The organism is Sodalis sp. RH20, assembly GCF_047324205.1.
GTDB lineage: Bacteria > Pseudomonadota > Gammaproteobacteria > Enterobacterales > Enterobacteriaceae > Acerihabitans.
The window spans coordinates 2067507-2089791 of the sequence record NZ_CP178733.1 but is presented as its reverse complement, the minus strand read 5'-3'; the positions used below and the strand labels follow the sequence as shown (position 1 = coordinate 2089791).

The 22285-nt window shown below is 59.1% G+C and carries 22 protein-coding genes and 1 pseudogene; 7 read left to right on the top strand and 16 right to left on the bottom strand.

The window, feature by feature from the left end; translation table 11 throughout:
• The first annotated feature begins 14 nt into the window (after window positions 1–14).
• The 7 genes from ACL2XM_RS09695 (at window position 15) to ACL2XM_RS09665 (ending at window position 8492) form a co-directional block, all read left to right on the top strand.
• On the top strand, window positions 15–923 hold the full coding sequence (locus ACL2XM_RS09695; protein ID WP_413722819.1) for an L-lactate dehydrogenase: 909 nt from the start codon (window positions 15–17) through the stop codon (window positions 921–923).
• 143 nt (window positions 924–1066) lie between these two features.
• Window positions 1067–1627 carry a DNA endonuclease SmrA gene (smrA, locus tag ACL2XM_RS09690; RefSeq protein ID WP_410015153.1) on the top strand — a complete coding sequence of 187 codons (561 nt, stop codon included), beginning with the start codon at window positions 1067–1069 and terminating at the stop codon, window positions 1625–1627.
• Between the two features lie 17 nt (window positions 1628–1644).
• Complete coding sequence (gene tam, locus ACL2XM_RS09685; protein WP_413732799.1) at window positions 1645–2421, top strand: trans-aconitate 2-methyltransferase; 777 nt, start codon at window positions 1645–1647, stop codon at window positions 2419–2421.
• 315 nt (window positions 2422–2736) lie between these two features.
• Complete coding sequence (locus ACL2XM_RS09680) at window positions 2737–6006, top strand: hypothetical protein (protein WP_413732797.1); 3270 nt, start codon at window positions 2737–2739, stop codon at window positions 6004–6006.
• Between the two features lie 67 nt (window positions 6007–6073).
• Window positions 6074–6478 (top strand): antitoxin Xre-like helix-turn-helix domain-containing protein, encoded by a 405-nt coding sequence (locus ACL2XM_RS09675; protein ID WP_410015150.1) that lies wholly within the window; start codon window positions 6074–6076, stop codon window positions 6476–6478.
• The gene (locus ACL2XM_RS09670; RefSeq protein WP_413722821.1) at window positions 6472–7185 is read left to right on the top strand and encodes an RES family NAD+ phosphorylase; all 714 of its coding nucleotides are present in this window, start codon (window positions 6472–6474) and stop codon (window positions 7183–7185) included. Before ACL2XM_RS09675 ends, ACL2XM_RS09670 begins: the two co-directional genes overlap by 7 nt.
• A 626-nt stretch (window positions 7186–7811) precedes the next feature.
• Complete coding sequence (locus ACL2XM_RS09665) at window positions 7812–8492, top strand: hypothetical protein (RefSeq protein WP_413732796.1); 681 nt, start codon at window positions 7812–7814, stop codon at window positions 8490–8492.
• A gap of 770 nt (window positions 8493–9262) precedes the next feature.
• Here ACL2XM_RS09665 and ACL2XM_RS09660 read toward each other — a convergent pair.
• From ACL2XM_RS09660 to ACL2XM_RS09585, 16 genes and pseudogenes are all read right to left on the bottom strand, one after another.
• Window positions 9263–10123 carry a GHMP kinase gene (locus ACL2XM_RS09660; protein WP_413732794.1) on the bottom strand — a complete coding sequence of 287 codons (861 nt, stop codon included), beginning with the start codon at window positions 10121–10123 and terminating at the stop codon, window positions 9263–9265.
• 35 nt (window positions 10124–10158) lie between these two features.
• Window positions 10159–11238, bottom strand: coding sequence for a threonine-phosphate decarboxylase CobD (gene cobD, locus ACL2XM_RS09655; RefSeq protein ID WP_413732793.1), 1080 nt, complete (start codon window positions 11236–11238; stop codon window positions 10159–10161).
• Window positions 11239–11340: 102 nt separating this feature from the next.
• Window positions 11341–12072, bottom strand: a complete 732-nt coding sequence (gene cobA, locus ACL2XM_RS09650; protein WP_413722825.1) for a uroporphyrinogen-III C-methyltransferase — start codon at window positions 12070–12072, stop codon at window positions 11341–11343.
• The gene (locus tag ACL2XM_RS09645) at window positions 12062–13270 is read right to left on the bottom strand and encodes an acetate/propionate family kinase (protein WP_413732791.1); all 1209 of its coding nucleotides are present in this window, start codon (window positions 13268–13270) and stop codon (window positions 12062–12064) included. The genes cobA and ACL2XM_RS09645 overlap by 11 nt, the downstream gene beginning before the upstream one ends.
• A gap of 17 nt (window positions 13271–13287) precedes the next feature.
• Complete coding sequence (locus ACL2XM_RS09640; RefSeq protein WP_413722827.1) at window positions 13288–13716, bottom strand: EutP/PduV family microcompartment system protein; 429 nt, start codon at window positions 13714–13716, stop codon at window positions 13288–13290.
• 3 nt (window positions 13717–13719) lie between these two features.
• The gene (locus ACL2XM_RS09635) at window positions 13720–14070 is read right to left on the bottom strand and encodes a BMC domain-containing protein (protein WP_331119159.1); all 351 of its coding nucleotides are present in this window, start codon (window positions 14068–14070) and stop codon (window positions 13720–13722) included.
• Window positions 14071–14086: 16 nt separating this feature from the next.
• Complete coding sequence (locus ACL2XM_RS09630; RefSeq protein WP_413732790.1) at window positions 14087–15196, bottom strand: 1-propanol dehydrogenase PduQ; 1110 nt, start codon at window positions 15194–15196, stop codon at window positions 14087–14089.
• Between the two features lie 29 nt (window positions 15197–15225).
• Window positions 15226–16611 carry an aldehyde dehydrogenase family protein gene (locus tag ACL2XM_RS09625; RefSeq protein WP_413732788.1) on the bottom strand — a complete coding sequence of 462 codons (1386 nt, stop codon included), beginning with the start codon at window positions 16609–16611 and terminating at the stop codon, window positions 15226–15228.
• Window positions 16608–17657 (bottom strand): cob(I)yrinic acid a,c-diamide adenosyltransferase, encoded by a 1050-nt coding sequence (locus ACL2XM_RS09620; RefSeq protein ID WP_413732787.1) that lies wholly within the window; start codon window positions 17655–17657, stop codon window positions 16608–16610. The genes ACL2XM_RS09625 and ACL2XM_RS09620 overlap by 4 nt, the downstream gene beginning before the upstream one ends.
• 24 nt (window positions 17658–17681) lie before the next feature.
• Window positions 17682–17954, bottom strand: a complete 273-nt coding sequence (locus ACL2XM_RS09615; RefSeq protein WP_410015139.1) for a EutN/CcmL family microcompartment protein — start codon at window positions 17952–17954, stop codon at window positions 17682–17684.
• A gap of 3 nt (window positions 17955–17957) precedes the next feature.
• Window positions 17958–18464 carry a PduM family microcompartment protein gene (gene pduM / locus ACL2XM_RS09610; RefSeq protein ID WP_413728440.1) on the bottom strand — a complete coding sequence of 169 codons (507 nt, stop codon included), beginning with the start codon at window positions 18462–18464 and terminating at the stop codon, window positions 17958–17960.
• Window positions 18465–18466: 2 nt separating this feature from the next.
• Window positions 18467–19096 (bottom strand): phosphate propanoyltransferase, encoded by a 630-nt coding sequence (locus ACL2XM_RS09605; protein ID WP_410015137.1) that lies wholly within the window; start codon window positions 19094–19096, stop codon window positions 18467–18469.
• A 401-nt stretch (window positions 19097–19497) separates the two neighbouring features.
• Window positions 19498–19749, bottom strand: a pseudogene (locus ACL2XM_RS09600) (BMC domain-containing protein); the annotation flags it as partial.
• 15 nt (window positions 19750–19764) lie between these two features.
• Window positions 19765–20055, bottom strand: coding sequence for a BMC domain-containing protein (locus ACL2XM_RS09595; RefSeq protein WP_331119175.1), 291 nt, complete (start codon window positions 20053–20055; stop codon window positions 19765–19767).
• Window positions 20056–20102: 47 nt separating this feature from the next.
• Window positions 20103–20456: a glycerol dehydratase reactivase beta/small subunit family protein gene (locus ACL2XM_RS09590; protein ID WP_410015136.1), complete on the bottom strand. Its 354-nt coding sequence runs from the start codon at window positions 20454–20456 to the stop codon at window positions 20103–20105.
• Entirely contained in the window at window positions 20443–22278 is a 1836-nt protein-coding gene (locus tag ACL2XM_RS09585; RefSeq protein ID WP_410015135.1) for a diol dehydratase reactivase subunit alpha, read from the bottom strand. Before ACL2XM_RS09585 ends, ACL2XM_RS09590 begins: the two co-directional genes overlap by 14 nt.
• Between the last annotated feature and the right edge of the window lie 7 nt (window positions 22279–22285).

Here is a 22285-nt window from a genome sequence, read left to right as displayed (position 1 = left end):
AGGGGATAACAGCTATGGGGCGGACAGTAGGCATTATCGGCGCGGGCCATGTGGGGGCCGATACGGCATTTTCCCTGGTGACCCAGGGACTGTGCGACGAAATCGTCTTAATCGACACTAATGAGGCCAAGGCGCGCAGCCAGGGGCTGGAACTGCGCGATATGGCGTCCCTGGTCGCGTCCAGGGTGCATATCGTCGTTAATGATTATGCCGCGCTGCAGCGGGCGCGGGTGGTGGTCATGGCGATCGGGCCGACGACCCTTTTGCGTGAAGACCGGATGGAAGAGCTGGTGGAAACCAGCGCCACGGTCTCGCAGGTGGTGCCGCGCATCATGGCGAGCGGTTTTAGCGGCGTCATTATCAGTATCACCAATCCCTGCGACGTGATTGCCGCCGTCATCCAGCGGGAAAGCGGCCTGCCGGCATCACGGGTGTTCGGCACCGGCACGTCGCTGGATACCGCGCGTATGAAAAGGGTGGTCGGCGAGTTTTTCGCGGTGGATCCCAAAAGCGTCAGCGGCTACGTGATGGGCGAACACGGCGAATCCCAATTTGTCGCCTGGAGCACCGTGCGCATCGGCGGGCTGCCGGTCAGCGAATGGGCCGGCGATAAACAGCCCGATCTGGCGGCAATGAAAGATCAGGTGCGCGCAGGGGGCTGGGAAATTCTGCAGGGCAAGGGCTGGACCAGTTTCGGCATCGGCACCGCCACGGCGCGGCTGGTGGACGCGGTGCTGTCCGACGGGCAGACCGTATTCCCGGTGTCGGCGTGGGATGAGCGGGAAGGGGTGTATATCGGCCAACCGGCCATCGTCGGGGCCGGGGGCATTGAGCGCACGCTGCCGGTGACGCTGGCGCCTGAGGAACAGCGGGCCTACGCCGCGTCGGCCAGGATGATCGGCCGCGCCTTCGCGTCTCTCTGAGCGGCCGCCGCCGTCGGGGAGGAAAATAGACCGGCCGTGAAATTACGCCGCCGCCGGTCTATAGTAAACCGGTACTGCAAGTGATGTGTGACTGATTAACACCAGGGCGAAACCGGTCGCCCCGGTAAGCGCGAGTGACAACAATGACCTGTAATGATGAAGATCTGTTTAAAGAGGCCATGGACGATGTCAAACCGCTAAAGGATCCGGCCAACGTGGTTTTCCTGCGGCATAAACCCCCGGTGGCGAGGCGCCGGCCAGACGACGCTGTCGATAATTTCCTTGTCACCGCCCTGCATGACGTCATCCCGCTCGATCTTCCCCTGAGTTATAAGCGGGACGGCATTCAGCAAGGTGTGCTTGATAAGCTGCGCGGCGGCCGCTATCCCATCGAGGCCACCCTGAACCTGACCCGCGCGCCCGTGGAGACCTGCCGGCTGAATCTGTTTGCCTTTATGCTGCGCCTGCAACGCGCGGGCGTGCGCACGGTATTGATTATTCACGGGAAAGGGCGTAATCACGACAGTCATGCCAATATTGTGCGCAGCTTCGTGGCGCGCTGGCTGGCGCAGTTTGACCAAGTACAGGCGTTTTGCAGCGCGCAGGCCTGCCACGGCGGCGCCGGCGCCTGCTACGTAGCGCTGAAAAAATCCGACATTGCCCGTAGCGAGAACCGTGAGCGTTTTGCCCGCCGGGGGCGTTAATTGATGAGGACCGCGCCATGACAGATTGGAATCCCACCCTTTACCGACAATTCGAGGCGGAGAGAACCCGCCCGGCGCTTGAACTGCTGTCGCGCATTCCGCTGACGTCGCCTGCGCGGATAACGGATCTCGGCTGCGGCCCCGGCAACTCCACCCAGGGGCTGCATGAGCGCTTTCCGCAGGCGGTGATAACCGGTATCGACAGTTCGGCCGCCATGCTGGGCAACGCGCGCGCGCGCCTGCCGCAGTGCCGGTTCAGCCAGGAGGATATCACCGCCTGGCGGCCGGACGCCGCTCAGGACATTATTTACGCCAACGCTTCGCTGCAATGGGTGCCGGACCATGAGACCCTGTTTCCCCGGCTGTTTTCCATGACGGCGCCGGGCGGCTGCCTGGCGGTGCAAATGCCGGATAACCGTGAGGAGCCCAGTCACAGCGAAATGCGGCGTATCGCTCAGGAAGCGCCCTGGCGGCAGCATATCGGCGATGCGGCGGGTATCCGGGTAAAGATAGTAAGCGCGCGGGATTATTATGATCTGCTGGCGCCCGATGCGCTATCGGTGGATATCTGGCGCACCACCTATTTCCATGTCATGCCGTCGGCGGGGGCGATCGTGGAATGGCTGCGCGCCACCGGCCTGCGCCCGTTCTTGGAGCGGCTGGACGATGCGCTGCAGGCGTCGTTTATCGCACGCTATCAACAGGCGCTGGTTAACGCTTATCCGGCGCGCGCCGACGGCAAGGTATTGCTGGCGTTCCCGCGCCTGTTTATCGTCGCCATGAAGCGGGTTTAAGCCCCTGCAAACCGGACGTGCGGCGGCCCTTCCCGCGCCGCAACATGGCCGTTGCCGTTGCCGGCGGCATTCCCGCTCCTGGTATCCGTCTCTTCCTCCTATTCCGCAGCGCCTATTTATTGTCTGTTATATGCGCATCGAGACCGATAAATACAGAAATTAGCAAAAAATTGAGATATTGATCAAATTATTTCATTAGCACTTGCCAATGCTAACGCTGATAATTACCGGCGCGAATTCTGGCGCAGTCAATATGCAGTTTCCTTGCGCTAATAATAGAGTCGGTTAATAATAATCTCTAACATAGGGAGGGTTATGAAATATGTAGATAATACATATCCTTGTTATAAGGATAATGTGGATGATATATCTGAATCATTTGCCATAAAATTCTGCCTGTCTAAAAATTCTACGTTGCGGCGTAATTTTCAAACCGCGAGAAATGACGGTGAAAAATTATCATTGCAATATGCATCGATTCCTGATGCTTTAAATGCCGTAAGCGGAACAAAGGAGAACGATCCCCCCTTAGCGACATTTATGCTACGTCGTACGAAAGCGTTACCTGATATAAACAGTGAGTCTGATCTTGTGCTTATAAAAAGCACGTTGCGTTATGATCTCGCCGGCGCGGATTATGCGCTTGATGCCGCCCAGTATGTTTATAGCGGTTCCCTGCGCGATGGTTTCTTTTTGCAGCAAGGCATAACCCTTGACCAGGAAGGGAGGATAGTACTGGTAAAAGGCAAGCAAAAGGATTTTTTCAAAGGCGCCTGGCAGAAGGTCAAGGGGACGAAAAAATTTTATATTGCCACGGTTGATTTTAAAGACCATGACGACCTGCGCTTTGATCGATTAATCGTCAATGATAAGGGCAGCCTGATAGGGAAAAAAAAAGGCGCGGCCGATTATTATAAATTAACGCTGAATACCGACAGCACCACGACTACCCTCGACGTCAATGCCGGATTCGATGCCTGTTTCAATATCAGCATTTTACTGAAAAAATTGCCGCAAGCGGGACGGATGCCGGATGATCTATGCTTATACAGCCATGATGGGAAGACGGTAGAATTGGTCTTTAAAGAGGGCAGCCTTTTTCTGGCGATCCCGGCACAGGGTTACGATCACACCCGGGGCCGCCGGGAGATAAAACTCCGGTTACCCCTATCCGGGGCAGTTAACATTTTATCCGCTTGCCAAATACTCAATAGGGTTAAGCTAACGGTGAATCACAACGGGAAATTAAACGTTTTTTACCTGGATGCCGACCATGTGGATGCCGTGAAGGCCACTATCAGGCATTTAAGCCAAAAACCGCCGCAGAATTTTTCGTCAGGCTCCGGAAACAACCCCTATGATAAGGTATTTTCAGGCCAGCCTTTTACCAACTACCGCTGGGGAAAATTCAGCAGCCGGCGGATCCCGTTATTGGCTAAAACCATTGATAATTTCAGGGTGAGACTAAAGCGCGCCAGAGCATTGAACTACCGTGGCGATCGCAGACGTGCCGGTATCGCACTGGCGCAAGCGGTGGACCCCGGGGTACGATGCCTGGCGCAAACCCTGACCAGAAAAATCGCCCAGCCCCCACGCGTCGCCGCGCCACAAACCGGGACTCATGCCTTCACCCGTGAGTTCGGCGAAATAAATAAGTTCGTAAATAATAAAGAAATGAACAAATTATTTGCTTCTGCTTCCTCTTATCTCAGCGCTAAGGAGGATATCAGCGACAAAATAAGATACACCTTATCCTTGCTGGGAAAAAATGAATCGATTTCCCTGAACAAATTGTTCGATGCTTCTTTTTTTCTCGGTATCGCCGCGGCCGGACTGCCCTTTATGCCCGGCTGGTTTACCGGCGCCATGGTCCGGTATAGCCGGGGGCAATCGTTAACGTTGACCAAAAATGACAACGGAAGTATCAAATTAAATTATAACAAAATTAATTATAAGACATTAATTGCTATTCTAGGAACCGGCCAAGGTTTAGAAGAGAATGGTAAATTATTAAATTATAATAATATTGATTTCTCTACGGTATTGCCCTTAGAAGCGAATGCCATACTGGTGGCTAACAAAAACGCGCAATTCAATTTTAGTATCGATGTCTGCGAACAGGAAATCGGCCTGCTGCTTGACGCTATTTTTATTCCGCAAAGCGCAGCCCTGCATCGCGAACAGCATCTCGCACCTTATTTCGCGAAATTGATCCGGCAAGCGATAACCAAAACCTGCCGCGGCCAGGGGGCAACCCTGCTGCTGGAAGCCAAAAGCGAGCTGCGGGCACAGGTGGGTTTTATGGCCGATCCAAACACCTTTATGGTGCTGCCGCGCACCGCCTTGGGGGCAGGCGGCGCGGTAAATATTTTTGATATCAATAAGCAGACGGATGAGGTCACAACCCATTTTTCCGGGCAACCCGTCAACGACAGGCAGGTTAACCTGCAGCAAAAATACCTCGGCTTCTCCTTATTTTCTTATCAGGAGAGCAAAATTATGCCCATTGCCATGACACCGGCACCGGGTAATACCCTGCTGTGTTTTCCCTTGCCGTTAACCGAGGAGCTCAAGCAGACGCTGCCCGTCACCCGCAATGCCGCGGCCAGACATTATCGCCTGGACGGGGCGACGTTGAAAATTGAGTCGTCCCCCCTGATTACATTGCCCGCAGGCAACGCTGAAACAGGGCGGGGGCAGGAAGCGGAGCCGGCGTTTAACCTGATAGCCAACGAGCTTAACTACGTGATTGCCGGCTTTTTGAAACGATTGCCGAAACACGTCGGCGACCAAGTGGAATCGCTAAGCAAAATCCTCAAGAATGCCGTCGATCGCTTCCACGGTTATCAAAGGATAAAAGCGGGGGAGGAGATCAGTACGTTTATTGTATCCCCGGGGGACTATAAACAGAATCTGCGGTTATTTAATCAGCAAAAAACCGCGGAAGTTATTATCTATCCCCCTGCGCAAAAGCCCTTTTACCTGCGGCTGAATAAGTCCTTGCGACCCTGGACCATGAATACCACGCTTGGCGAATATTTGCTCGTTAAAAAGAAAGACCCGGGCTGCAATGCGGGCCAAGGGCAGGGACAACAACTCCATCTATACGATATTATTCACGCCGTCGAGGACTATGCCGCCCGAAGCAACAGCGACAGTTTAGATAAACGTTCCGCGGTGAGGGCAATCGCGACTTATACAATCCAAAAGAAGGTGCTCCGGCAGATTTATGATGAATTTATCATTGCGCTCAATCAGATGATGTCGGCGCTGGCGGCCGATAAAAGCTACGATCCGGCCCTCAAGCGGCTGGAGCATCTTGCCGATAGCTGCAGCCTGCAGAACGCGGGGACCAATCCGCTCTTCCAGCTTAATGATATCCAATTGGTCAGGCAGAATACGCTGGCATCGCGTGTCGGCACCGTGCCTTGTACCTTACTGAATGTGGCCGCCAGAAATGAATTAACCTATACCGCCTCGCTTGGCACCATCAGGTTTATGTACCGCGATAAAGAGGTATTTCCTCATAGCTTAACCCTATCGCTGGATATCCTGCCCGATCTGTGGTTTCAGCGCCCGTCATAGTCTTTAGGTAGACTAATATTGATAATTGGTCCATAATAAGACCAAGACGACAGCGGAGGGCTCAGTAATGGTATTGCCGCACAAATTACCGTTTAACGACGAGAAACGGCATGTCGCCGCCGTTGGGCTTAAAACGGTGATGGCTATCCTTGATAAATGGGGGTGCACCCCTGAACAGGCGCAGGCCATTTTGCAGATCTCAAAAGCGTCCTTTTATAAATTCAGGAAAGATCCGGCCGCAGCCCAGCTGACCAACGATCAATTGGAGCGTTTGAGCTACCTGCTCAATATCCACGCCTCGCTGCGCACGTTATTCGAAAACCCCGAAAACGTGTATGGTTTTATGGCGCTGAACAACCATAATCCTTATTTTAGCGGGCGCAGGCCGCTGGATATGCTCAGCACCGGCCATTTCGGCACGTTATACGAAGTCCATAAACAGCTGGACGCGCTGCGGGGGGGGCAATGGTAGTTACGGCCCCACCCAGACTGCCCGCCCTGGAGATCGCGCAACAGCGCGGCTACCGGCTGATTACTTCTAAATATCCGCCGATCGCGTTATTTGAGGATGTGGCCGACGAGGCAGAGTTCGACATCCTTTATGCGCTACAGGCATTGACCAACCCCAGGCTGCAAAATGAAACCGGCGACCTGGCGTTTTTGGCCGCCGGGGAAATTCCGTTCGGCATTGCGGGCTGTTCCTACGCGGTAGCGCCGTTTACCCATGTTAATCCGCTGGGCAGCCGTTTTTCCGACGGCACGTTCGGCATGTTGTATCTTGCCGATGAGATGGCCACCGCCCTGGCGGAGGTGGCCTATCACCAGGAGCGCTACTGGCAGTTTATCGATGGACTGAAATATGATCGCCTGGTGATGCGCGGCCTGGTGTTTATTTTCGATCCGGCGCCGGCTTACGACGCGCTGGTGCTGCCGCTTGCCAACGTGGTCTATGATCCGCTTAGCTATACCGCCGCCAGGGAGCTGGGGCGCTCTTTGAAAGCCAATGGATGTGCTGCGCTGCGCTATCGTTCGGTCCGCCGGCCGGGCGCGGTCTGCTGGGGACTGTTTACCCCGAAAGGAGTGAAAAGCGTCCAGCAAAGCGCGCATTATGAGTTTATCTGGGACGGTAAACGGATCGCTAAAATAGATCGCATTGTGTCCACCCAGGCGCTGAGGTAACGGCGTGGGTGTAAAGGCATCGTTGGCGGGTAACATTAATCCGCGCCGCAGGCGTCAGATGGCCACGAATAAACCTGTTCCGGCGTAAAACAGTTAAGCGGTTCCGATGCTACGCTTAATATATTGTCAAAGCTCACGGCAAAAATATAAAAATCATGGCGTGTATTCGGGGATAGATAACAAATTGATACGGATGTCTCATCGCCGCGGGTCTGTGCTATCCAACCCCCGGGAAACCCCGCGTGCAATGCGCGGTAATAGGCGGTGGGCGCGCCGCCCTGGCCAGCGTCCCAGGTTAAAATAGCGGTGGTCGCGGTAAGTATGGCGAGATTCAGGTTTACGGGAACCGCCGGGCGCAAAAATACAGGGGCATTGCGGTCCAGGGAAAATTGATTTTGCATTATAATACCCTCAATGTTCACTATTTAAATGTTGGCTTATCATTATGATTATAGCTAAAATGCTGGATTGAGTTTTTCCCCCTGTCATCAATTTCAATTAATAATCTTTATTTATTGATAAAGTATAAAATTAATAAAAAAAACCCATTATTGGTTTGCCTGTTTTTGCTGCCCGTTAAACGGGCAGCTGGGAGGGTGTTATTTAGTAGTAAATTAATATCGTTGATGTTCACCAGACGGACGCGGCGGATAATAAGGCGGGCGCGGCGGCTCGCAGGGCTGATGCGGCGGATAATAAGGCGGGCGCGGCGGCTCGCAATGCTGATACGGCGGATAATAAGGCGGGCGCGGCGGCTCGCAGGGCTGATGCGGCGGATAATAGGGCGGGCGCGGCGGCTCGCAATGCTGATGCGGCGGATAATAAGGCGGGCGCGGTGGCTTGCAAGGCTGATGCGGCGGATAATAGGGCGGGCGCGGCGGCTGGCAATGCTGATGCGGCGGATAATAGGGCGGGCGCGGCGGCTTGCAAGGCTGATACTGTGGATAATAGGGCGGGCTCGGCGGCTCGCAATGCTGATGCGGCGGATAATAAGGCGGACGCGGCGGCTCGCAGTGCTGATGCGGCGGATTATAGGGCGGGCGCGGCGGCTTGCAAGGCTGATACTGTGGATAATAGGGCGGGCGCGGCGGCTCGCAATGCTGATGCGGCGGATAATAGGGCGGGCGCGGCGGCTCGCAATGCTGATGCGGCGGATAATAAGGCGGACGCGGCGGCTCGCAGTGCTGATGCGGCGGATTATAGGGCGGACGCGGCGGCTCGCAGTGCTGATGCGGCGGATTATAGGGCGGGCGCGGCGGCTGGCAATGTCGGTGCGGGTCGCATCCCGGGCGCGACGAACCCGGTAACGCATTCGTGAAAAAGTGAAAAGGCCGGTTGAGCCTGCTCGGTGTGCCGTCGTAGCCTATGCCAACAATAAATATAGTATAGAAGGTATAGGGGTATAAATCGGTAAGAAAAAGTCTATGGGGAAATCCCGGAATGTATTTTATGACCACATTTCTCTCACTGTCGAAAATCTGCCAATATTGAACTGGCGCGCCTTCGCTAATATCCCAGAGTATCGTGACGGTGGTTGACGTAACGTTTTCTAAATGTATATTTACCGCTGTTGATGGGGGGGCTAGAGTGGGTTGATTGCAATTACTTACAAATGAATTTTTCATGTATAATTCCTCGTTATAATATGTGCGATTTCATAAAATATGAGTATTTTTCAATTAATATCTCGTCGTTGTTGAAATGGATGGGATAATCAATTTATCAATATAAAAATTGCGATAGTAAAAAAACCTGAAAAAAATTTATTTCACTGGCGTCGCCTCCAGGGATGCTGCCCGGTGTCCCTGTCATATTCTGGCTTATTAACTGCAACGGGAATAATCACTTCCTTATATTGCTATCTCAAAATTATATTTGAATCTTATAAATGAGGGCGATGACCTTATATCTTTCAAGAAATATCGGCAGGTCAGCCCTTCGTTATAGGTTGAAAAATAAAATTAATAAACATTTTATCAAAGCCAGTAAAATATAATCACATAGGAAGTAATACTAAGTATATTGCCTGGTATGAAGTAGTCAATTGCCTAATAGGGCATGTTGTTTTTTGATAGGGCTAACGCACGCCGCCCGCTACCAGGCGCGTAATATGCTGGCGGGTGTAGTGGCGCAGGAGGCCGGTTTCCGCCAGGGCGGCCATAAGCCTGTCGGTGTCATGTGTCCTCGCATTGAGCAGCAGGCCCACCACGGTGCCGCTGTGGGCGACGTTCAGGCCGTAGAGATCCTGCTGTTCCACAATGCGCAGCAGCGTCTCGAACCCGGGTTTCGGCAACAGCGCATTACGCGCCCGGGCGCTGAGGGTGGCGGCGGCGCCCAGCTGGCCGTGAGAGTGCGCGACGCAGCTTTGCTGGAACAATAGCCAGGCATTTTGCAGCGGCTGCGCCTGCGCGCGAAGCTGATCATCGTGAATTTGCTGATGTGACGCGGCGGTGGTAAGCGTATGCGGGCTTTCCAGGATAAGGATATCGAGCTGGGGCAACCAGTGATGGGAAATATGGCAGGTGCCCCGGCGGTGGTCAAACAGCGTCAGCGCTTTAAATACCGTGCTGTCGGTGGGCTCCAGCCGCAGGCAAAGCCGCGCCAGGGTCATTTCATCAAGCTCCCGCCCAAGCCAGCGCGCGGTGGCCACCGCCGTGGCGGCAATATCGGCGGTGCTGCTCGCCAGCCCCTTGGCGATGGGAATGGTGGACCGGCGCTCGATGCGCAGCGGCGGCACGTCACCGGGATTGACACCAAAATGCTTGATAACCTGATCGAGCATGCGCCGGCTGAGCGGGCGTTCATCCGCCATAGGCGGCCCCGCGCGCACTTCCACCTCGCTAAACCAGTCGATAGGGCAGGACACCAGCTTTTCGCCGCCGTTAATCCAGCCCTGCAGCAGCTCGCCGCAGGAAGCGGGGCAGCGTGCCTCAGCCATGGGTATACCACGGGCCGCTGGAATGACAGCATTGTTTAATCATGGGCAAACACCTTGCGCAAGGCGTCGAGCAAGCGGCGATTATCCGCCTTATCCTTGATAGCCACACGATAATACTCGCCGGACAGGCCGGCATAGTTGGCGCAGCTGCGGATCAACAAGCCCTGTCGCAGCAGCAGACCCTGTAAATCAAGGCCGGGGCGCAGGCAGCGAAAAAAGAGAAAATTGGCCGCCGGCCGCCAGACCTTGAGCGCGGGCAGGGCGTTAAGTCCTGTAAACAGGTATGCCTGCTGCTCTTGCAGCCATTGCCTTGAATCACGCTGATAATCCGCATCGTCCAGTACCACTTCACCGGCCAGCGCGGCGAAGGCGTTTATGGTCCAGGGGGGGCGGCGTTCGCGCAACCGCGCCACCGCCTGCCCGTCGCTGCTGACCATATAGCCCAGCCTCAGGCCGGGGATGGCGTAAAATTTGGTCAGCGAACGCAGAACAAATACCGCAGGCAAACCGGACAGGCTATCAATCATACTGACGCCGCCGGGGATGAAATCCATAAAAGCCTCATCCACCACCAGCGTAATCGCCAGTTCGCGGCAGCGCAGGGTGATGGCCTGCATAAGATCAGGTTCAATCAGCTGGCCGGTGGGATTATTGGGCGTGCAGAGAAACAGGCAGTCGATGCCGGGGCCGAGCGCCGCCAACAGGCGAGGGTCGGGGCGAAAATCATCGTGCTCCGCCAGCCGATATTCCCTGATGCGGCAGTCCATGCCCTCCAGGGCGAGCCGATATTCGGCGAAACCCGGGCTTAACAGCAGCACGGTTTTGCCGCGCAGCAGGAACGCGAGATCATAAATCAGCTCGGTGGCGCCGTTGCCCGCCAGGATCCAGGATGCCGGGCAGCCATGGTGCGCGGCAAGCCTGGCGTGCAGCCGGCGATAGAGCGGATCGGGATAGCGCTCCGCCAGCGCCCACGTTTCGGCCAGCGCCCGCCTGAGGCTAGGCGGCATGCCGAGCGGATTGATATTGGCGCTGAAATCCACGATCGAGGCTTCATCCACCCCCGAGGCTAACGCCATGTCCAGTACGTTGCCGCCGTGCTGATTGGCTTGCGCCATAAATAACTCCCTGCAGATCTATCGGGTTGGCGGCAAGGCCATGGACGCCGCGCAGCCAATGATATCGCCAATATTATATAACAGGCGGCCGCGCCGCCGTCATCATAACGATTGCAGCAAGGTCAGCGCGGCCACGTCGCCGATGACAATCAGCGACGGCGCCGCCATTCCCGCCCGCGCGCTTTCTTGCGCAAGCGTGCCGAGGGTGGCCAGCACGGTGCGCTGTTCCGGATGGCTGGCGTTCATTACCACCGCCGCAGGTGTATCCGCGTCCCGGCCATGGAGGATAAGCTGCCGGCAGATATCCGCCAGCCGCGACATACCCATCAGGATAATCAGCGTGCCGTCCAGCTGCGCCAGCACCCGCCAGTTATGCGGATCCTTGCCGTCGCGCAGGTGCCCGGTAATAACATGAAACGAGGAGGCGAAGTCACGATGGGTCACCGGGATGCCGGCGCGCGCCAGCCCGCCGATGGCCGAGGTAATACCCGGCACCACCTCGCAGGTAACGCCGGCGCGCACCAGCGCCTCGGCCTCTTCGCCGCCGCGGCCGAAGACAAAAGGATCGCCGCCTTTCAGCCGCACCACCTCGCGGCCCATATTCGCCTGTTCGATCAGAATGGCGTTAATCCGATCCTGCGGGATCGGATGGTGATCGGCGCGTTTGCCCACGTCGATCAGCACGCAGTGCGCGGCGGCTTCTTTCAGCAGCAGGGGATTGACCAGGCGATCGTAGACCACCGCGTCGGCGCGCTTCAGGCAGTCCAGCCCCATCACGGTTATCAGCCCGGGATCGCCCGGACCGGCGCCCACCAGCCATACCTTACCCGACATGTTGCACCTCTTTTGGTTGCGCCAGACCGACACGCATGACATCGCGGGCGATCATCAATTCTTCATTGGTGGGGATCACCGCGACGATAACCGGCGCGCCGTCCTGCTGGATAAACGTGGCGTGACGCTTGTTTTTGTTTTCGTCGACACGGATGCCCAGGAACCCGAGATTACGGCAGATTTGCCGGCGGATGCCGGCGGCGTTCTCGCCGATGCCGGCGGTAAAAATCACCACATCCACGCCGTCCATTTCGGTTGCGTACGCGCCGATAGCGCTGCGGATGCGATCGGTGAACATGGCCAACGCCAGCGTCGCGCGGTGATTGCCCGACTCGGCGGCGCTTACGATATCACGACAGTCATTGGAGATCCCAGAGACGCCCAGCAGCCCGGACGCGTTATTCATGATCTCAAGCAATTGTTGTGCAGATTTATTTTCGCGCAAGGCGATAAACGGCACTATCGACGGATCGATATCGCCGCAGCGCGTGCCCATCATCAGTCCGGCCAGCGGCGTAAATCCCATGGAGGTGGCGACCGACCGGCCGCCGTTAATGGCGCAGATGCTGGCCCCGTTGCCCAGATGGCAGGAGATGATGCGCAGGTCCCTCCGCCCCAGCAGACCGGCGCAGGTTTCGGCGATGTATTTATGGCTGGTACCGTGAAAACCGTAGCGGCGGATGCCGTAATCACGGTAATAACGGTAGGGCAGCGGATAAAGATAGCCGGCCTCGCTGATGGTCTGGTGAAAAGAGGTATCGAACACCCCCACGCAGACCGCGTGCGGCAGACGCCGCTGGAACGCGCGGATACCCTTGGCGTTAACCGGGTTATGGATCGGCGCCAGGGCGCCGAGTGCGTCGATTTCCTCCAGCGCGGCGGCGTCGATAGGTGCGGAATCCTTGAAATATTCGCCGCCGTGGGCCACCCGGTGGCCGACGCCGTCGATATGCGCCAGGGAGTCGACGATGCCGCGTTGCAGCAGGGTATCCAGTAAATACTCCGCCGCCTGCTGGTGATCGTTAAGCGCTACGTCGGCCTGATGTGTGCCCCCGTCCGCGCGCAGGGTAAAGCGCGCGCTGCCGCTGCCCAGCCTTTCAAACAGCCCCTTGGCCAGGGTGATTTCCTCCGGCATGGCAAATAATTCGAACTTAAGGGACGAGCTGCCGGCATTCACCGCCATAATTAGGTGTGTCATCTGTTACTCCGAAACTGTTATTCCAGATACGTCAGCAGTGGCGCAATACCTTCCCGCCGGGTGGCCGATACCAGAAACAGCGGATCCGCGCCGGCCTGCTTTAATTGATGAATAACGAAGGCTTTTTGTCTTTCATCGACCGCAATGTCGCCCTTGGTGATAATGCCGATAACCGGTTTATTAAACAGGGTGGCGAACATGGGTGAAAAATAGCTGTTTTCACTGTCGAGGCTTTGTACCAAAGCGACGATATCCGCTTCATAGGAACTTGAGAGCAGCGCGCTGTAAAAATGGCGGTTCTCGATATATTCCCCCGGGCTGTCAATGGCGTCGGCCAGGTAAACCATGGACTGCGTTTTGCGGTAGACCAGCGGATCGCCCCGCAGGCATTGCAACAGCGTGGTTTTCCCCGACTGACTGGGTCCGAGCAGCATCAACCGTTTCATGGCTCAGGTCCGGGTCAGCGCGCAGGGGGTGAATTTCATCATCTCACCCAGGGTATACAGCACCTGTTTCAGGGCATATTCCACCGAGGACACATCGCCGCAAATAATTACCGCGCCGGTAAAACGGTCGATAAAGCCAATCTTTATCGCGCCGGATTTCGTGGCGATATCGCTGGCGATAATCGAGGCTTCGCTGGGCGTGATGGTGAGAATGCCGATGGCATTGTCATCCTCATTCAGCCCCAGTTTTTTATAAATATCCTTATTGGGATTGGCAATTAAATGCGCCAGCGTAATTTGTTTGCCGGGAACATATTCCTGAATGACCCGCTCGGTTTTTATCTCGCTATTCATAATGTCCTGTTTTTCGCTATATCACGGCGCCGATAATCGCCCCGATATCGTTATCCGATGCCGGGCGCGGATTGGTGGTTAACGTGGCGTCGCTTAACGCCGCCCGGATCATAGGGGGCGTGGCGAGGCGTATTTTTTCCGCGCCAAGGCCCAGCGCGCCCAGGCCGGCGGGGATGCCGATGGTGCGTTTTAACTGGCTGATATGGTTGAGCAACTGATTTAGCCCGGCCCGATCGTCGTTTTGCCGGGCGGCCAGGCCACAGAGCCTTGCCAGGCGGGCATATTTTTTCGTCGCCCGCGCGTCCGCGCTGTTAAAGCGGATCACTTCGGTCAGCAGCAGCGCGTTGGCCAGACCGTGCGCCACATGCAGCTGCCCGCCGAACTGATGGGCGATGGCGTGGTTTAAACCCAGCCCGGCCTGGCTGAAGGCCATGCCGGCCAGGGTCGCGGCGTTGTGCATTTTTTCCCGCGTGCGCAGGCAGTCTCCCGTGGCATACGCGGCCGGCAGGTAGCGGAACACCAGCTGCGCGGCCTTCTCCGCCAGCGCGTCGCTGAAATCGCTGGCGCCGGTGGACACATACGCCTCAATGGCATGGGTCAATACGTCCATCCCGGTATTGGCCGTGACCGCCGGCGGCACCGATACCACCAGCTGCGGATCGAGCAGGGCGATATCGGGATAAATGGCATCGTCGAACAGGGGATATTTGATGCCCTGCACCGGATCGCTTATCACGCTGGCGCTGGTCACTTCCGAGCCGGTGCCGCTGGTGGTGGGAATAGCGATAAAGGTGTCGATGGCGATGCCCACCCGGCGGCCGAAAAACACCATGGCCTTGGCGGCGTCGATGGCGGACCCGCCGCCGAACCCTATTACCACGTCCGGCCTGACCGATTGCAGCTGTGCGATACCGGCCACCACGGTGGCGATGGGCGGATCCGGCATGATCTCGCTGAACAGGCTGACCCGGTCGGCGTCCAGATGCGCCAGCAGGCGCGCGATGGCGCCGCCCTTGGCCAGGAAGCCGTCGCAGACCACCCAGATTTTCTTGCCGCGGTAGCGCTCTAGGCGCTCCAGGCTGTCGATGCCGCTGTAGACGCGGGTCGGGATGACAAAACGTTTCATCGTCTTTCCTTTACCTCAACGCAATTTGTTCAACGGATGGAGAACGCATTCGTCAACACACAGCGACGATGGCGGGCGAAGGTGCGCGCCGACGTGGTGCCTTCGCCGGTGGGGGTGGCGATGGTGAAGGTGGCAAACCCTTCGGCGCCCACGCCGATCCCGGCATAGGACGGGCCGTTTTTGACAAAAATGGAGGTTTGCAGCAGCCTGGCCGCCTTATTGAGCCGCGAGACATTTTGCGAATGCATGGTGGCGGTGTGGTGCAGGCCGCCTTCGACCTTGAGCGCCAGCTGCAGGCCGCTGTCGAAATCACGTACGCGCACCACCGGGAGGATTGGCATCAGCTGTTCCACCGAGACAAACAGGTCTTCGGCGCCGACCTCGACCAGCAGCAGGCGCGGCGCCTTGTCGGGCCGCGGCAGGCCGGCGGCCTGCAGCAGCGCCAGCGGGCTTTTGCCCACCAGCGCCTTATTGGCGTGGCCGTCGATAATGGCGACGTTGCGCAGCTTGTCGATATCGCCGCCGGCGACCATCAGCGCGCCGCATTTTTGCATTTCGGACAGCAGGGCGTCGGCCACGCTTTCCACCACGATCAGGCTTTTTTCGGCGGTGCAGGGCAGGTTGTAGTCAAAGGAGGCGCCGCTGACGATATCCTGCGCCGCTTTATCCAGCACGGCGGTTTCATCCACCAGGCTCGGCGGGTTGCCGGCGCCGGCGCCGATGGTTTTTTTGCCGCTTTTCAGCGCCATGTTGACAATGCCGGGACCGCCGGTGATGGCCAGCAGGGCAATCAGAGGGTGTTTCATCATCTGTTGGGTGGACTCGAAGCTTGGCTCGCGCAGGCAGGTCACCAGGTTATGGATGCCGCAGGCGGTGAAAATAATGGCTTCGATCTGCTCGATAAGCCACAGCGACACATTTTTGGCCCCGGGATGCGGACTGAAGAAGATGGCGTTGCCGGCGGCCAGCATGCTGATACAGTTATTGATAATGGTCTCGGTGGGATTGGTGCTGGGCGCCACCGATCCGATCACGCCGAACGGCGAGTACTCGAATAAGACCATGCCTTCGTCGCCGGTGATGGCCTCGGTGACCAGGTCTTCCACGCCGGGCGTTTTTTCCAGCGCCACGCGGTTTTTCAGCAGCTTATCCTCTACCCGCCCCATGCCGGTTTCCTCGGCGCCGCGCTCGGCCAGCACCTGCAGATGCGGCACCAGGTCATGGCGAATGGCGGCGATCACGGCGTTGCGCGTTTTCAGCGGGCACTGCTGATAGGCCAGGAACGCCGCGTGGGCCGCATCGATCGCCTCATCGACCTGGTCGAACAGGGCCGAGGTGGTTTTTTCCCGCCGCGCCGGCTCGAGTTTTTCGCGCACTATGGTGCGGATCAGCGTTTCCAGTTCATTTGTATTCATGACTCTTTCCCCACATGACATTGAGTGATAGCCCATTGGGCGATGTGCCGGTCCTGGTCGACGGTGCCGCCGCTGATGCCCAGCCCGCCGATAAGAAGGCCCGCGCGGTAAAGCGGATATCCGCCGCCAAAGGTGACAATCCTGCCGCCCGATGAGGCTTCTAATTGATACAGTGCGGCGCCGGGCTGGATGTCCGGGCCAAGTTCATGGGTGGCGGTTTTCAGCGCCACGGCGGACCAGGCCTTTTTCGGCGCCAGATCGATGGCGGCCAGCAGCGCGCCGCTCATGCGATAGGTGATGACCGGATTGCCGTGCCGATCCACAACGGCCATCACCACCGCCACCGCCAGTTCGCCGGCCGCCGCCATCGCCGCGCGCAACAGGCGATGGACCAGCAGAAAGTCAAGGTCCTCCGGCGCGCCGGGCGTTTCGCCGTCAGGCGGGGCGGGGTCCGCCCCGGCCTGGCCGGCGGTGGACCCCGCGCTTGCCTGATAGCGCCGTAGCACCTCGCCGACCACGGCGTCGGTTTCGGCACAGCGATCCTCAAAGCGGGCCAGCGCATACAGGCAGTCCGATAACCGGTTGATAAAACCGAGCACCTCGCCGCGCACCGGCGTCTCGTCCGCCAAATGCACCAGCAGCCGCTCGGCGCGCCTGGCCACGGTGCGCGCCAAATGCAGTTGACTGCCGGCCGGGCTGTCGCCGGGCAGTACAAAGCCCGTGACCGGCGGCAGCGCCGCCATGCAGCGATCGATGGCCTGCTCCAGCTGCGTTATCTGTTCGGCGCCCAGGCGCTGGACGCTATCGGATCGCAGGCCGGGCCGTTCGTCGGCCAATTCCGCGCCCAGCCAGAACAACTGCTGTTGGATGGCGCGCAGCAGACGTCGGTTTTGCGCGTCGCGCACCTGATGGGCGGCCACCGCCAGGCAGGCGTTCAGTTCATCCACCGTGCCGTAGGCGTCGACGCGCGGGTGGTATTTTTTAATGCGTTGGCCGCCGATAAGCGAGGTGGTGCCTTTATCGCCGGTTTTGGTATAGATGCTCATAACCCGCTCCCGATCCGGCCTCTGTTAAGGAACAATGGTGTCGACGATGCCGACAATCGCCAGGTCGATGGCCTGGTTGGGCTCGGCGAATACCCAGCGCGCCGACGCCCCCCGCGCCAGCAGCACGATTTCGCCTTCGCCCGCGCCGACGGAATCCACCGCCACCTCCTGCTGCGTGAAGCCGCTGGGGGCCGAACCGTCGACATTGACCGGTTCCACCACCATCAATTTTTTACCCAGCAGCGAAGGCGCTTTCTGCGTCGACACCACCGAACCGATTACGCGAGCCAGTTGCATGTTCTAGTCCTGCCTGTAAAGTTGAAGACGACGTTTAACAATTTCATCCCTGGCCAATGCGGTCAGCAGGACATGGCGCGCCACGACGAGATATCCCGGCGGCAGCGGTCGGACATCGGCGTAGCCCGCCACCCGGCGCGCCAGCAGGTGAACCGGCCTGCCGTCCGGCGCGCAAAAACGCAGCGGCAGCCGTAGCAGCCCGGCGACCGGCAGCAGGCCGAAGCAGGCGTTATCGATTTCAAGCCATACCTGCATGCCGTCGCGCCAGGCCCGCCTCAGCGCGTCAAACGCCGCATCTTCGTCCCCGCCGCTGGCCAGCCGTTGCCAAAAAGCCGGCGTGGTGTGCGTCACCCGCAGACGCGCATGGTTCAGCGCGGCGTTCGCGGGCCAGTCGCGGATTAAGCGCGGCAGCGGCAGCACCAGCTCAGCCCGCTGGCGCTGTTGTAGTCGCTGCAGTACCCGGACGACGCATTCCGCCAGCCATTGTTCGCGCCCGCCTTCCCAAACCATCCTCAGCGCCCCAGCAAAACCGCGGTGGCGCCTTTGTCACCGGCGTCGGCCGCGTTGGCCTCGTCGGTATCAATATGCATTTCCAGGCGCATATGCTCGCCCACCCGGATCACCACATCGTCAAAGATCAGCCGGCGGCCGGTGCCGTTCAGGGCTACGCGCACCACATCGCCCGGCTTAACGCCGAACAGCAACGCATCAAGGGGCGACATATGGATATGCCGTTGCGCCACGATCACGCCATGGGGTAATTCCAGCTCGCCGCTGGCGCTGACCAGCCGGATGCCCGGCGTGGCGTCCAGGTTGCCTGACAGGCGCAGCGGCGCGGCAATACCCAGCAGCCGGGCGTCGGTCCGGGAAATTTCCACCTGGGACCGGCCGCGCAGCGGGCCGAGGATGCGCACGTTTTTCAGCGTGCCTTTCGGACCGACGAGGTTGACCACCTGCTCGGAGGCGAACTGTCCGGGCTGATACAAATCCTTTTTGAAGATCAGCGGCCGGCCGGGAAACAGATGTTCATAATCCTCAAGGGACAGATGCAAATGCCGGTTCGATACGCCAAGCGGCACGGGGCGCCGCCGCATATCGAGCAGTACGTTTTCCACCAGGGACTGCAACTCCAATGTTTCCATCTGACTTAGCCTCTTTCTCCGTCATGAATACATGTCGCGCGGGGGTCGCCTTTGCGGCGCGGACATGCCGGGTCGTGACATAAATTACATTCGCCCGGCACCAGCCCAGGCAGGTCCGGCAACATTGCCGGTTCGCCGCGTACTTCCGCCGCCGGTTTTACCGGCGGGGCGGTGAGGATCGCCGCCGGCGGTGCGGCGAGTTCCTCTCCCGCCGCGATCGCGCCGGCCGGGGCGATATCCGCCGCTGCCGGGATACTGGCCGCGGGTGGCGCCGCGCGGCTTGCGAGCGCAACCGCGCCTGATTCCGCCGGCGCGCCGGACGCGATATCGTCATGCCGGTCCAGGGCATTGTTGCCGCCGTCGGCGGGCCGGGTTTTTATCGCGCCGTCCAGCCAGCCGTCCAGACCGTCCGCGGGACGGGCGATAACCCGTTGCGCCACCCAGCCGTTTTCCCGGCGCGCCAGCGCCGCGCCGTTGGCAATGGCCGAATTGACCGCCGCCACGTCACCGGTAATGGTGATCAGCATCCAGCCCGAGCCGTTGGTCCTTTCGATGCCGGTCAGGGCAACGTTCGCCGCCTTGGCCATGGTGTCGGCCGCCTTGACGGCCAGCGCCAGACCGGCGACTTCAAGCAAACCCAGTGAGGTTTTCACGCGGTCACCTTCAGGTTATTCACCCAGTACCGGGGTGGCGGTGGGCAAAAAGCCCTCGACATCCGAATGCGGACGGGGAATAACGTGCGTGGAGACCACGTTGCCGATGCCCTGGGCCGCCGCCGCGCCGGCATCCACCGCCGCCTTGACCGCCCCGACGTCGCCGCGCACCATGACCGTTACCAGACCCGAGCCTATTTTTTCATAGCCCACCAGTTGGACGTTGGCCGATTTGACCATGGCGTCCGCGGCGATAATGGCGCCGACCAGCCCTTTAGTTTCAATTAATCCCAATGCGTTGTTCATGCTTTCTCTCCTGTTGTGGGCGACGTGATGTGGTTGATTGCCCGGCATTATTTAAACGGTAACCCTTTCACCAGCCGTGCCGCGTTGCAGCCCAGCCGGCGGATTTCTTGCGCCGGCAGCCGCGTATAGTCCCTGAGGACAAACAGCGGGCGGTCGGCGGGTAAATGCGGATCGTGCACCGCGATATCCTGCGCGCCGACCGCCACGCCCACCGCCAGCGGCGATGCGTTCGAGGCCTGGTGCGCCAGGAGGGCCAGCGGGGTGGCGTCATCGCCGGCGTCATGCAGCGCATACGGGATGCCTTCCTCTTCCATGCCCAGCAGCAACTGTTGCCAGCCGGGACGCCCGCCGCCGCACAGGCTGACGATGATGGCCGGATGGCTGATATCAGGCAGGCTCATGCGCCGCCTCCCCGGTCCATGACAGCACCAGTCCCGTGGCAACGGCGTTGCGCGGGCCTTCGCAGCCGCGCACGTTGCCCTGGCCGGCCACCAGGTGGAAATGGGCCAGCGCGTCCGTCACCAGCTGCGGTATTTCAAAGTCCAGCGCGGAGCCGCCCACCAGCACGACGAAGGGAATATCGCGAATGCTGCCGGTCGGGCTGACCTGGGCCAGCGCGCGCAGGGCATTGGCGACAAACACCCGTTGCTTGGCGCTGCGCCGCACCACGCGCACTTTTTCCAGCGCCAGATCGGCCGGCAGGGGCACCATGCCGTCCTCCTTGACCACCACCACCCGGGCAAACACGTCGGCCGGCAGGGGGTGGTCGAAAAACTGCACGCTGCCGTCCTCATGGCGGATATGGAACAGGCTCTCCACCTTGGCCAGGGGATACTTTTTGATGTCCTCCGCCAGTTGGCGCTGTTCAAGCCCCAGTTCGGAATTGATCAGCAGCGTCACCATATCGCCGGCGCCCGCCAGGTGCGTGGCGACGATGCGGCCGTTGCCGTCGATGATCGAGGCGTCGGTGGAGCCGGCACCCAGATCGAGGATCGCCAGCGGCCGCTGCGTGCCCGGCGTGGTCAGCGCGCCGAGGATGGCGGCCTCCGCCTCGGCGCCGCCGATGGCGACCCTGACCCCGGTCTGCTGTTGCAGCGCGTCGGCGATGTCCATCATCTGCAGCCGATCGGATTTCACCATCGCGGCGATGCCCACCGCCTGTTCCATAAAGAATTCCCCGGCCAGGCCGCCTTTAACGTTTACCGGCACGAAGGTATCCACCGCCAGCAGATCCTGGATGGCGATGGCGGACGGATCCTTATTGGTCAGTTCCGCCATGGTCTGGCGCACCTGCTCCAGCATGCCGCCGATATGGGTGCCGGATTCGCCGCCGGCGTTGTCGAGCCGGCCGAGGGCGGACACCGCCGCCATGATTTTTTCCGCTCCCTGGTGCACATCGATGCGCGTTACCCGGTTACCGGCATACAGCTCCAGATGTCCGGCCGGGATGGTGCGCGCCTTGACGTCGCCTTTGGGCGTTTTCACCACCACCGCGGAGCGGGTGCCGATAAGCGAACGGGCCACCGGCACGATGGCGCGGGTTTCGTCGGCGTTCAGCTTGAACACGGTGGCGATGCCGTAAGGATTGGCCAACTGGGTAATCACCTTGCCGGGGGCGGCCACTTCCACCGCCGCGGGCATGCCGAGCGGGATGCGCTCGATATGACGCACCTCGTCGACGATGGGGATGGGCTGGTCCAGCCGGTTGCTGACCAACACGCCGTCGTCGCGCTGCAAAATAGCCGCCGTAATACGAAAACCGGCCTTGACCGCCGCGTTGATCATCGCGGCGATATCGGCAAAATCGAGCGCGGCGGGGGCTATGACGATATAGGGCTCCTCCACGGAGCGCGTCAGCAGTTCGTCGAAGCCGATGGTAATACCGGCTCCCAGCCCCAGACCGCCCGGCGTTTTGGGGTTATGGCCGATCATGGTGGACTCGGTAATCACGGTTTCGGTGATGGTTTCCATCGCCACGTCGCCGATGACCGGCGTTGCTTCGTTGAGCCGTATCAGCGTCAGGTCGGCAATGCTGATGCCGGCCCGCGCCACCACCGCGTTCAGGGCCTGCATAATCCCGAACACGTTACGTTTGGTGCCTTTGATACCGGTGGTTTCCGCCAGCGAACTGGCGATAAATGTCAATGCCCCGCTGGCGGAGGCCTGCGCCAGCGCCGCCTCGGTGGAGGCATTACCGATATCCACCCCTACGATATAACCCATCTGTTGC